General features: G+C 29.3%; 10 protein-coding genes. All 10 read left to right on the forward strand.

Annotated features, from left to right (window positions below; genetic code table 11):
- Positions 1 to 5 precede the first annotated feature (5 nt).
- Complete coding sequence (locus tag R3342_RS11870; protein ID WP_318940491.1) at positions 6 to 1,079, forward strand: efflux RND transporter periplasmic adaptor subunit; 1,074 nt, start codon at positions 6 to 8, stop codon at positions 1,077 to 1,079.
- A 47-nt stretch (positions 1,080 to 1,126) separates the two neighbouring features.
- A complete protein-coding gene (locus R3342_RS11875) occupies positions 1,127 to 4,315 on the forward strand; it encodes an efflux RND transporter permease subunit (RefSeq protein ID WP_318940493.1) in 3,189 nt (1,062 codons plus the stop codon).
- Between the two features lie 34 nt (positions 4,316 to 4,349).
- Positions 4,350 to 4,664, forward strand: a complete 315-nt coding sequence (locus R3342_RS11880; RefSeq protein ID WP_318940495.1) for a hypothetical protein — start codon at positions 4,350 to 4,352, stop codon at positions 4,662 to 4,664.
- Between the two features lie 2 nt (positions 4,665 to 4,666).
- The gene (locus R3342_RS11885; protein ID WP_318940498.1) at positions 4,667 to 4,852 is read left to right on the forward strand and encodes a DUF2892 domain-containing protein; all 186 of its coding nucleotides are present in this window, start codon (positions 4,667 to 4,669) and stop codon (positions 4,850 to 4,852) included.
- A 74-nt stretch (positions 4,853 to 4,926) separates the two neighbouring features.
- On the forward strand, positions 4,927 to 5,208 hold the full coding sequence (locus R3342_RS11890; RefSeq protein ID WP_318940500.1) for a hypothetical protein: 282 nt from the start codon (positions 4,927 to 4,929) through the stop codon (positions 5,206 to 5,208).
- Between the two features lie 41 nt (positions 5,209 to 5,249).
- Positions 5,250 to 7,466: a TonB-dependent receptor gene (locus R3342_RS11895; RefSeq protein WP_318940501.1), complete on the forward strand. Its 2,217-nt coding sequence runs from the start codon at positions 5,250 to 5,252 to the stop codon at positions 7,464 to 7,466.
- A 268-nt stretch (positions 7,467 to 7,734) separates the two neighbouring features.
- Positions 7,735 to 9,459 (forward strand): NAD(P)H-dependent oxidoreductase subunit E, encoded by a 1,725-nt coding sequence (locus R3342_RS11900; RefSeq protein WP_318940502.1) that lies wholly within the window; start codon positions 7,735 to 7,737, stop codon positions 9,457 to 9,459.
- 16 nt (positions 9,460 to 9,475) lie between these two features.
- The gene (locus R3342_RS11905) at positions 9,476 to 10,738 is read left to right on the forward strand and encodes a 2Fe-2S iron-sulfur cluster-binding protein (RefSeq protein WP_318940503.1); all 1,263 of its coding nucleotides are present in this window, start codon (positions 9,476 to 9,478) and stop codon (positions 10,736 to 10,738) included.
- A 17-nt stretch (positions 10,739 to 10,755) separates the two neighbouring features.
- Positions 10,756 to 12,207, forward strand: coding sequence for a Ni/Fe hydrogenase subunit alpha (locus tag R3342_RS11910; protein ID WP_318940504.1), 1,452 nt, complete (start codon positions 10,756 to 10,758; stop codon positions 12,205 to 12,207).
- A complete protein-coding gene (locus R3342_RS11915) occupies positions 12,176 to 12,634 on the forward strand; it encodes a hydrogenase maturation protease (RefSeq protein WP_318940506.1) in 459 nt (152 codons plus the stop codon). Before R3342_RS11910 ends, R3342_RS11915 begins: the two co-directional genes overlap by 32 nt.
- Positions 12,635 to 12,703 lie beyond the last annotated feature (69 nt).

The following is a 12,703-nucleotide window of genomic DNA, read 5'->3' on the forward strand; positions in this document are numbered from 1 at the left end:
AAATCATGAAAAATATAACTTTAATTTTATTAACATTATTATTTATTACAAGTTGTGGAGAAACTCCGAAAAAATTAGCTAGCACCTCAACTGTAAATGTAACCGTAAGTACTCCTATATCTGGAAAAAGTAAATATATAACTGCCAGCGGAAAAATTGAAGCCGTTCAAAATGCAGATTTAAGTACCCGAATGATGGGTTACGTAAATAATGTTTACGTAAAAGTGGGACAAAAAGTTAATAAAGGTCAATTATTACTTAGTATTAACAGTACAGATATTACTGCTAAAAAAGCACAAGTAACAGCTTCTATAACTGAAGCTACAGTTGCGTATAATAACGCTAAAAAAGATTTTGATAGATATACTTCTTTATACAAAGAGAAAAGTGTTTCTCAAAAAGAAATGGATGATATAACAGCAAATTATCAAATGGCAAAAGCAAGATTAGATGCTGCAACTCAAATGAAAAACCAAGTAAATTCACAGTTGTCTTATGCAAATATTACTGCGCCTTTTTCTGGAGTTATTACTGCAAAATATATTAATAAAGGCGATATGGCAAATCCAGGAATGCCTCTTATAAGTATAGAAACTCCTGGAAAATACCAAGTAATTGCTTTAATTCCTGAATCTGAAATTACAGCTATTCATACAAAAGAAAAAGTTACTGTTCTTATAAAATCAACCAATGAAATTATTAATGGTACTGTTGCAGAAGTTAGTTCTTCAGCAAATAATACTGGAGGTCAATATATGGTTAAAGTATTATTAGATAAAAGTGCAACTAAAATTTTATCAGGAATGTACACATCAGTTCAATTTCCTATAGAAGCTGATAAAACAACAAATGCTCCTAGTTCTATATTAATTTCAAAAAAAGCATTAGTACACAAAGGACAATTAACTGGTGTTTATACGGTTAGTGATACCAATGTGGCAATTTTAAGATGGCTTAGACTTGGAAAAACTTACGGAGAGAATGTGGAAGTTTTATCAGGATTAAATGCAGAAGAAAATTATATTGTAACCGCCGATGGTAAATTATTTAATGGAGAACAAGTAAATGTTCAGAAATAATTTCAAGTGAAATTAAAAAATTAAACTAATTACAAAAAATTATTAGTATGCAAGAAGGAATTTCAGGTAAAATAGCAAACATATTCATCAATTCTAAATTAACTATTTTATTGATGATTGCTCTAATGGCTATAGGAATTTATAGCTCATTTTTAATACCTCGCGAAGAAGAGCCGCAAATTATTGTGCCAATGGCTGACGTATTGGTTGGATATCCAGGTGCAAGTCCAAAAGAACTAGAAAGTAAAGTGGTTATGCCACTTGAAAAAGTAATTTCAAACATAAAAGGTGTTGAACATATTCATAGCATTGTTATGAATGGAAAGGCAATGATGGTTGTACAATTTTATGTTGGTGAAAATACGGAAGACTCCTACCTAAAATTATACGATGAGTTAATGCACAATCAAGGTATGTTACCAAAAAAAGCAACACAGCCTTTAGTAAAAACACGTGCCATTGATGATGTTCCAATGTTAGGTTTAACTTTATGGAGCGATAGTTATAATGACTTTGATATCAGAAAAATAGCGGAAGAAGTATCTTCAGAAATTAAAAAGGTAAAAGACGTTTCTATAACTAAAGTTATTGGCGGCAGAAATCGTGTGCTTAAAATTATTTTGGATAAGGATAAAATGGCTGAACAAGATATTGATCCTCTATCTATAATGCAAATGATTAAAGCTAATAACAGTAGTTCTCAATCAGGAAGTTTTGATGAAAATGATACTGAATTTTTAATTACTACTGGGAGATTTTTAAGTACTGCTGATGATGTAAAAAATTTAGTGGTAGGTGTTTCTAAAAATATGCCTGTTTATTTAAAACAAGTAGCAACTGTAGTAGACGGCCCAGAAACTCCTAAAAGTTACGTTTCTTTTGGTTATGGAAGAAGTAATGAAAATTTCAAAAATACTCCAAGTGAATATCCCGCAGTAACTATATCTGTTGCAAAGGTAAAAGGTGCTGATGCAATGAAAATTGCTGAGAAAATATTAAAGAAAATAAAGCATTTAAAGCAAAATTTAATCCCAGATAATGTCCATATAGATGTTACTAGAAATTATGGGGAAACGGCATCGCATAAAGTTGGTGAATTATTACTTCATTTAGGAGTTGCTATTATAGCTGTAACAATATTAGTAATGCTGGCAATGGGTTGGCGTGGTGGTTTAGTAGTTTTCTTTTCAGTTCCATTAACATTTGCATTAACCTTATTTAGTTATTATTTATTAGGTTATACACTTAATAGAATTACTTTATTTGCATTAGTTTTTGTTGTTGGAATTGTTGTTGATGATAGTATAATTATTGCTGAAAATATGCACCGACATTTTAAAATGAAAAGGCTGCCTTTTAAACAAGCTGCTATATATGCTATTAATGAAGTTGGTAACCCAACTATATTGGCAACCTTTACAGTTATTGCCGCTATTTTACCTATGGCATTTGTATCTGGAATGATGGGACCATATATGAGTCCAATGCCAATTGGTGCATCTATTGCAATGATTTTATCTTTATTTGTAGCTCTAACTATAACTCCATATTTAGGTTATCACTTATTGCAAGAAAAAGATAAACAAGAAAAGAAAAAAGAAGAAGGAATTGAAACCAATTGGATTTATAAAATTTACGAAAAAACTGAACGACCTTTATTAGATAATAAAACTCGTCGTTGGGCAATGCTTGGTACTATCTTTATATTACTTATAGGTTCTGTTGTAATGTTTTTTACAAAATCTGTAGCAGTAAAAATGTTACCGTTTGATAATAAAAATGAATTTCAAGTAATTATAGATATGCCTGAAGGAACCACTTTAGAAAGAACTGCTGTGGTAACCAAAGAAATTGCACAATATGTTAATCAAATACCTGAAGTTGTTGATTACCAATCTTATATAGGAACCTCATCTCCTATTACGTTTAACGGTTTAGTACGCCATTATGATGTTAGAGGTGGAAGTAATATGGCCGATATTCAAGTCAATTTATTACATAAATCAGAGCGAAAACTTCAAAGTCACGACATTGCTAAAATTGTTCGAAAAAAAATTCAGGGAGTAGCAAAAAAATACAATGCAAATGTTAAAGTAGTTGAAGTTCCGCCAGGACCTCCTGTATTATCCACTTTAGTTGCAGAAGTATATGGACCGAATTATAAAGATCAAATAAAAGTAGCTAAGCAAGTAAAAAACATCTTAAATAATACTAAAGATGTAGTTGATGTAGATTGGATGGTTGAAGCGCCTCAAACAGAATATAAATTAGATGTTGATAATGAAAAAGCAATGCTAAACGGAATTGCTCCTCAACAAATTGTTGGTAATCTTACTTATCTATTAAGCGAATATCCAATTTCTGATTTATATGATGAAAATTCATTTGATCAAGTTCCAATGGTTATGGCTTTATCTGATAAAGACAAATCTAATTTACAAAGCATATTAAATCTTAAAATAAAAGGTAAACAAGGAAATGTAGTTCCTGTTAGCGATCTAGTAAAAATTGAAAAGGATACTTTACCAAAAACTATTTTTAGAAAAGATCAAAAACGTGTAGTTTATGTTACTGCTGATATGGCTGGAGGATTAGAAAGTCCTGTTTACGCTATTTTAGGAATGACAGATAAACTTCAAAAAATAAAATTACCAAAAGGTTATAAGCTTAATGAATTATATGCTAAACAACCTACCAATGAAGATAACTTTACAGTTAAATGGGATGGAGAATGGCAAATAACATTAGAAGTTTTTAGAGATTTAGGTACCGCTTTTTTAATAGTAATAATTATTATTTATATGCTAATAGTTGGCTGGTTCCAAAACTTTAAAACACCATTGGTTATGATGGTTGCCATACCATTATCATTAGTTGGTATTGTATTAGGCCACTGGATTTTAGGAGCCTTTTTTACTGCAACATCATTTATTGGAATGATCGCTTTAGCAGGTGTAATGGTTAGAAATTCCGTTTTATTAATTGATTTTATTGAAATTAGATTAAATGATGGGGTTCCTTTAAAACAAGCAATTATTGATGCTGGGGCAGTTAGAACAACTCCAATTTTATTAACTACAGGAGCTGTAGTAATAGGTGCTTCCATAATTTTATTTGACCCAATATTTCAAGGATTAGCAATTTCATTAGTAGCTGGAGCAATTGTTTCTACACTATTAACTTTAATTGTAGTTCCTATAATTTATTATATGTCAGAAAAAAATAAATGGAAATAAAATTAATATTGGTTTTAACTTAAAATCTATCTATATGAAATTAATAATAATAACTGCAGTAAAAGAATTTGAAAAAGATATTAAACAGATATTAAAAAGATCAAATATCTTCATATTTTCATACCAAGAAATTATTGGTTATAGAAATACTACACGTGAAGCAAATTTAGACAACTGGTTTCCTGGAGAAAGACATGAAAATGAATCTATTATGCTTTATGCCTTTGTAAAAAGTGAAGATACAGTTACGCTTTTTGAACAGATAAATGAATTTAATGATAAGCAAGAATCCTTATCAAAAGTGCATCTTGCAATACTAAAAGTTGAAAAATCAAACTATAATTTATAATAATGAAACAAAGAATAATACGAGCAATAGCAGGAACTTTTATTTTAATTAGCCTTTTATTAGCAATTAAAGTAAATATTAATTGGCTTTGGTTTACTGCATTTGTAGGAGCCAATTTATTACAATCTTCTATTACTAAATGGTGCTTAATGGAAGTTATTTTAGAAAAATTAGGCGTTAAAGACTAGTTTTATATACATTTGCAAACTCAAAATAAAATTATATCAAACAAGTAACTAAAAATATAATTTCACTTTTATTTGTGATAACTGTATTGTTTCCATTAACAGTACAGTTTTCACATGGTTTGCAAAAACATCATCACGCTCAAAACAACGATAATCATCAAATACAGTTGAATGATTATAGTACTAATTGTGCTATTTATCACTATCAATTTAATTACAATACCATTGATTTTTCTTCAGATTTTTCTTTTTTAGAAAAAAATTACATTGAAGAAAAAAATTACGTTTACAAACCAATTAGAAGTATATTTCACTTCCAATACAAATCTTCCAGAGCTCCTCCATATTATTGTTAATAACAGATTTTACATTAAAAATTAACAATAAATTAAATTACATGAAATATTATTTTTTAATCCTTTTTACAGGATTAAGTATGCTTACCCAAGCACAAAACAAATTAACTGGTAAAATTATCGATGTTAATAATCAACCATTAAGTGGTGTTGACGTTTATATTACAGAACTACACAAAGGAACCTCTACAGATAATAATGGTAATTATACTATTACTAATTTACCAACAGCTAATTTTGCGGTTACAACCGCTTTTATTGGCTACCAATCACAAACTAAAAATATTCTAATTTCAACAGGAAATAATACGCTTAATTTTACTTTAAAAGAGGCTGTATTTAAAATGGATGAAGTAATTATATCTACTCCATTTAATAAATTACAATCACAAAATGTAATGAAAGTTGAAAGAGCTAGTATTCAGCAATTAAAAAATAAAGGAGCTGCAACTTTAGTAGAAGGTATAACTTCATTACCAGGAGTTTCACAAGTTTCTACAGGTGTTGCTATCGGAAAACCAGTAATTAGAGGTTTAAGGGGCAATAGAGTTTTAGTATATTCACAAGGTTTACGCCTTGAAAATCAACAATTTGGAGCGGAACACGGATTAGGAGTTGATGAATCAAGTGTTGAAAGTGTTGAAGTAATAAAAGGACCTGCTTCGCTATTATATGGTTCTGATGCAATGGGAGGTGTTTTGTTTTTCAACCCTTTAAAATTTGCAGAAGATGATACCTTTAAACTAAATATAAATCAAAAATATTTTTCAAACACCCAAGGTTCTAACACTTCTTTTGGTTTTAGAAAATCCTATAAATCATGGAAATTTTTAACCAATGGAACGCATAGATTTCAAAGCGATTATAAAATTCCAAATGGGTCAAGAGTTACAAACTCTCGCTTTGATGAAACTATTTTTAATTCGGCAGTAAATTTCAATAATAAATTTATTTCTAGTACGGTACGTTTTAATTTTGATCATACTTTAGTTGGAATTCCAGAAGAAATTGGATTACAAACTACGAACAAATCACATACTTATCCTTACCAAAATTTAACGAATAAAATGGTAAGTTTAAATAACATAATTTTTCTGCCAAATTCTAAAATAACTTCCACTTTTGGATATACTTTTAATGATAGAAAAGAAATTGAAGGACCTTATTCTACTGAAAATCCATTGCCTGCTTTACATTTAAAACTTAAAACGTATAGTTATGATGTAAAATGGCATTTACCTAAACTTAAAAACTTTGAATCTATTTTAGGAATTCAAGGCATGCATCAAAAAAATAGTACTTTGGGTGTAGATGTACTAATACCAAATGCTCAAACTAATGATTTTGGGGTATTTTTAACTGGAAATTACAAAATAAATGAAAACAGTTTTCAAGGAGGAGTTAGATTTGATAACAGAAATTTATCTACTCAAAAAAGTATTGATGCCGAACAACACGTTTTTAATGCAATTGATAGATCTTTTAAAAATGTAACTGCTTCTTTCGGATACAAAACTACCTTATTTGGTGCGGTAACAAGTAGATTTAATTTTGCCGCAGGCTTTAGAGCTCCTAACTTAGCCGAGTTAACTTCTAACGGAGTTCATGAAGGTTCCAATAGGTATGAAATTGGTAATAATGATTTACAAAGCGAACACAATTTTCAATCGGATATTGCTTTAGAATACAAAACTTTACACTTTGAAGTTTTTGCAAACGGATTTTATAATAGCATTAATAAATATATATACATTGCTCCTACTGGACAAATGCTCGATAATAATTATGTTTATAATTATGTACAAAATAATGCTGAATTATATGGTGGTGAATTTGGATTCCATATTCATCCACACCCTGTAGATTGGCTACATTTCAATACTAGTTATGAAATGGTAATAGGAAAACAAAGTAATGGAGCTTATTTACCATTAATTCCTGCAAATAAACTAACTAACACTTTGCGCATAGAATTTAATGAAAAAAATTGGTTTCAAAACGGATTTGCCGCAATAACCTTAGAAAGTCATTTTAAACAAAATAAAGTAGGAAATTTTGAAACACCAACAAACCAATATAACTTAATAAACATTGGAGTTGGAGGGATTGTTAAACTTAAAAAGATAGATTTCAGTATTAATTTTAACGTAAACAATTTAGCTAACACTTCTTATATTTCACACTTATCAAGATTAAAAGTAGATGGTATTCCAAATATTGGAAGAAATTTTATTACAAGTGTAAAATTTAGTTTGTAATTATCATAATTAAAGGAGACTTATTTAAGATAATTTCAAATAATTAACTCTAAATTTGTTTTATACATAAAAAACAAGTGAAATATTCCTAAAATATTAAAGAATAAATAATTAATTCAATAATATTTTAGGAGTATTCATTTCTTATTTTAAGTAATTTTAAAAAAGCTTTAAAATTTCTGTAAATCGTCACAGTTAAAAAAAATAAATAGTTTTATACTTGTTTATTTAGTAACTTTAGTTATAGTAATTTAAAAGTTTTTTTCCTATGAAAAGAACACGTCTTCTTAACTTGTTATGGGAACAACAAAACTCACAAGGTTACATTCCCCAAAGTGCTATAGATGAGATAGCTAAATTATTAAAAATATCAACTATTGAAATTGAAGGGGTTATTTCCTTTTATCATTTCTTTCATCAAAAACCAACCGGAAAATATATTATTTATTTAAATAATAGTATTATTTCAAAATTTAAGGGTTTTGAAAATATTAAAACAACTTTTGAAAAAGAAACTGGAGTTGTATTTGGCAAATACGACAATAATTCTTTGTTCTCATTATTTGAAACTTCTTGTATTGGTTTAAGTGATCAAGAACCTGCAGCATTAATAAATTTTTATCCTTTTACCAATCTAACTCCAGAAAAAGTAATTTCCATAATTGAGGATTTAAAAAATAACATCCCAGTAGAAAAAATTTCTGATAATCCTATAAGTAAAATTCAATATATCCCAGAAGAAGATAAATCTGTTTTTTTTAGAGAATATATTGCAGGAAATTCCATAAACAAATTAAAAAAGGAAACTGCTGAATCTATTTTAAAAAGTATTGCAGATGTTAATTTAAAAGGGCGAGGTGGAGCTTTTTTCCCTACTGCATTGAAATGGAAGTCCTGTAAAAATAATGTTGCTACTGAAAAATATATTATTTGCAATGCCGATGAAGGTGAACCTGGCACTTTTAAAGATAAAGCATTACTTATGGAATATCCTGGACTTGTTATAGAAGGAATGATTATCTCTGCTTTTGTAGTAGGTGCTAAGGAAGGAATTATTTATTTAAGAGGCGAATACAAATATTTACTTTCAAAAATTGAAGAAACTATAAATCAATTTTATAAAAATAATTTCTTAGGAGAGCAAATTTTGGGAATTTCAGAATTTAATTTCGATTTAACGGTTCAACTTGGTGCTGGAGCTTATGTCTGTGGAGAAGAAACCGCTTTAATTGAATCTCTTGAAGGTAAACGTGGAGAACCAAGAATTAGAAAATATTTCCCTACAGATGTTGGTTATCTTGGAAAACCTACTATTGTTAACAATGTGGAAACATTTGCCAATGCTTCAAGAATTATTGAATTAGGAACTGATTATTTTGAAAATATTGGAACCGAAAAAAGTAAAGGAACTAAACTATTGAGCATTTCTGGAGATGTTGCAAAACCAGGAATTTATGAAATTGAATGGGGAATAACAGTTAAAGAATTGTTACACTTATCTCAAGCTACTTCCCCTAATTATGTTCAAATTACAGGACCTTCTGGAGAATGTATAAATGAAACCGAATTTAATCGAAAAATTTGCAATGAGGATTTAACGTGTGGTGGAGCAATTATGGTTTTTAATAAATTTAGAAGCATTACAAAAATACTTGAAAACTTCATTGAATTTTTCAGATCCGAATCTTGTGGAATATGCACTCCTTGTAGAGCCGGAAACCAAATCTTATACGAAAAAATTCAAAAACTAAAAAAAGGATTATGCACCTCAACCGATTTACAAGAAATAAAAGACTGGGGAAATATTATGAAATTAACTAGCCGTTGTGGCTTAGGTAAAACTTCTTCAAACACATTTGCTATGGCAACCTCAAAATTTAGTGATTATTTCAATCTTAAAATTCTAAAAGATAATGATAATCCAAATGTAGAATTTGATATGGAAAATGCTATTCAAGATTTTGATAATATTATTAAAAACAATCATCATTAATTAAAACTTAACAATTATGGAAACCGTAACTTTTAAAATTGATGGTAGAGATTGCATAGCTGAAAAAGGTAAAAACTTAATTGAAGCCGCAAAACAAAATGGTGTATTTATTCCAACTTTATGCCATTTCAAAAATATAGATCCTCTTGGAACTTGTAGAATTTGTTCTATAAAATTAAATGGCAGAAGTCTTGCTGGTTGCACTATTCAAGTAGATGAAGGCATGGATATTGAAGTAAACTCAGCCGAAATGTTAGATGCCCGTAAAGCAATATTAGAAATGATGTTTGTAGAAGGTAATCATTTTTGTCCTTCTTGTGAAAAAAGTGGCGATTGTGCTATGCAAAATTTGGGATATGAAATGGGAATTAGATATACTCGCTTTCCTCATTTATTTGTAGATAGAATAGTTGATGCTAGACCCGAAAGAATTGTAGTTAATCAAAATCGTTGTATCCGTTGTAAACGTTGTGTTGAAGAAGTAAAAACCAATGACGGCTATTCCGTTTTTAATTCTACAAATAAAGGAAATGAAACACTTATTGGTATAGATTATAAACAAGAAGCAAAATTAACCGATAGAGAAGCTATACGAGCAATGGAAATATGTCCTACAGGCTCTATTTTGGTTAAAGGAAAATCTATTGCAAAACCTTTTGGACATAGAAAATATGATTACGGACAAATAGGTAAAATAATTCCATTTGATAAAACTAAAATAAATCATACAAATGGAAATAAAAAAATAGTTGCTACCACTTCCCTAGCTGGTTGCTTTGGTTGCCACATGTCTATGCTAGATGTAGATTTAGGACTGCTTGATTTATTAGAAGTTGTAGAATTTAACAAATCTCCAATTACCGATATAAAAAAATTTAGCAAACATTGCGATATTGGTTTAGTTGAAGGAGGTTGTTGTAATACTGCAAACATTGAAGTATTACGTGCTTTTCGTGAAAATTGTGATATTTTAGTTTCTGTTGGCGAATGTGCTATTTGGGGCGGTTTGCCAGCAAATAGAAATACCATTCCTTTAAAAGAATGTTTAGACGAAGCATATTTAAATTCTATGACTAGTGAGGACAACGAAACTTGTATTCCTAATCATGAGGATATTCCTAAAATTTTAAATAAAGTATATCCAAATCACGAAGTAGTAAAAATTGATTATCATATTCCAGGTTGTCCACCCAATGCAAACCATATTTGGAGTGTTGTTAAAAACATTCTGTTTAATGAAGAATTTTCCATTGCGTATCCTGAATTTAAATACGATTAATGCTAAAATCATCTAAAATGAAAACAAAAAAAATAATTATAGAACCTGTTACACGAGTTGAAGGACACGGAAAAGTTACCATAAAAATAGATGAAAATGGCAAGGTAAGTAATGCTTATTTACATATTGTTGAGTTTAGAGGATTTGAAAAATTTATTCAAGGTCATCCATATTGGGAAGCTCCTGTTTTAGTACAACGATTATGTGGAATATGCCCAGTAAGTCACCATTTAGCAGCAGCAAAAGCTATTGACCAATTAGTAGGTGTTGATCCTGAAAACTTATCTCCAACAGCTACTAAATTAAGAAGATTGTTACACTACGGACAAGTTTTTCAATCTCATGCATTACATTTCTTTTATTTAGCTTCACCCGATTTATTATTTGGAATTGATGCTCCTGCAGAAAAAAGAAATATTGTTGCAGTAGCTGAAGCCAATAAAGAACTTGCAAAAAAAGGAATTTTAATGCGGAAATTTGGACAAGAAATAATTAAAGCTTTAGCAGGTAAAAAAATTCACGGAATTATTGCTACTCCTGGTGGAGTACACAAAACATTTACCAAAGAAGAGCGAGCTTATTTTTTAGATGGAGCCCAAATTCCGAATATTGACACTATGATTGAGTGGTCTAAAGAAATTATTGATTTTATGAAATCATATCACGCTCAAAATAGTAATTGGATTAATAATTTTGCAGCCTATCCATCTAACCACTTAAGTTTGGTTAATAAAGAAAACGGCGCTATGGAATTATATGATGGAAGACTACGTTCTATAGACTTTGCTGGAAATGAATTATTAAATATTGAAGATATTGAATATAAGTATCATTTTAAAGAAGCTGTTGAGCCTTGGTCTTTTTTAAAATTTCCATATATGTCTAAATACGGTAGAAAAGATGGCTGGAATCGTGTTGGGCCTTTGGCTAGATTAAATACTTGTTCTTTTATACCAACTCCTTTAGCAGAAGCAGAACGACTTATATTTAAGCAACAAAATAATAATTCAGTTAATAATATGACAATGCACACGCATTGGGCTCGTTTAATTGAAATGCTACACTGCGCAGAACTTATAAAAGAATTATTGTTAGATGATGAATTACTTTCTGACGATTTAATTAGAGAAGGTATTCCTAGAACTAAAGGAATTGGAATTATTGAAGCTCCTAGAGGAACTCTTATTCACGAATATCATACAGATAATAAAGGAATTATTACTAAATGTAATTTAATAGTTTCTACCACGCATAACAACGAAGCTATGAACAAAGCAGTTAAACAAGTTGCTGAAGATGTTTTAACAGATGTCCCTGAAATTACAGAACCAATGTTAAATCAGATTGAAATAGCAATTAGAGCTTATGATCCTTGTTTAAGTTGTGCAACACATGCTTTAGGCGAAATGCCTTTAATTGTTGAATTAGAAGATAACAATGGAAACATTATTGACAAAAAAATTAGATAATACACTTATAATTGGTATTGGAAATAACACCAGACAAGACGATGGTCTTGGTTGGTGTTTTTTGGACGCTTTAGAAAAAGAAGAATTTAACACTCATAACTTGCTATATAAATATCAATTAATGGTGGAAGATGCTGAAATAATTTCAAATTATGATACTGTTATTTTTGTTGATGCTTATAAAAAACATCTTAAAAATGGATTTTCATTAGAAATTTTAAAGCCATCTTCAAAATTTGAATTTACAACACATTCCGTTCCGCCAAGCCAACTTTTAAGTTTGTGTAATGATATTTATCAAAAACAACCAAAATCTTATATTTTAAAAATTGAAGGGTTTGAATGGGATTATGAAATTAATTTAAGTAATAAAGCAAAACAAAATTTAAAAAATGCCATTTCTCATTTTTTAAACCTCCAATTTTAGAAAAACAAATACTTGAGTAGTAATTTTCCTGTTTTAAATTTATTAGTATCTTCACGCTATCAATTAATA

This window comes from Lutibacter sp. (genome assembly GCF_033723435.1).
GTDB lineage: Bacteria > Bacteroidota > Bacteroidia > Flavobacteriales > Flavobacteriaceae > Lutibacter.

Bases quoted from the DNA above. Each gene is read 5' to 3' on its own strand.
- R3342_RS11910 (WP_318940504.1), top strand. From the start codon at position 10,756: ATGAAAACAAAAAAAATAATTATAGAACCTGTTACACGAGTTGAAGGA.
- R3342_RS11875 (WP_318940493.1), top strand. From the start codon at position 1,127: ATGCAAGAAGGAATTTCAGGTAAAATAGCAAACATATTCATCAATTCT.
- R3342_RS11885 (WP_318940498.1), top strand. From the start codon at position 4,667: ATGAAACAAAGAATAATACGAGCAATAGCAGGAACTTTTATTTTAATT.
- R3342_RS11900 (WP_318940502.1), top strand. From the start codon at position 7,735: ATGAAAAGAACACGTCTTCTTAACTTGTTATGGGAACAACAAAACTCA.
- R3342_RS11895 (WP_318940501.1), top strand. From the start codon at position 5,250: ATGAAATATTATTTTTTAATCCTTTTTACAGGATTAAGTATGCTTACC.
- R3342_RS11870 (WP_318940491.1), top strand. From the start codon at position 6: ATGAAAAATATAACTTTAATTTTATTAACATTATTATTTATTACAAGT.
- R3342_RS11915 (WP_318940506.1), top strand. From the start codon at position 12,176: ATGGAAACATTATTGACAAAAAAATTAGATAATACACTTATAATTGGT.
- R3342_RS11905 (WP_318940503.1), top strand. From the start codon at position 9,476: ATGGAAACCGTAACTTTTAAAATTGATGGTAGAGATTGCATAGCTGAA.
- R3342_RS11880 (WP_318940495.1), top strand. From the start codon at position 4,350: ATGAAATTAATAATAATAACTGCAGTAAAAGAATTTGAAAAAGATATT.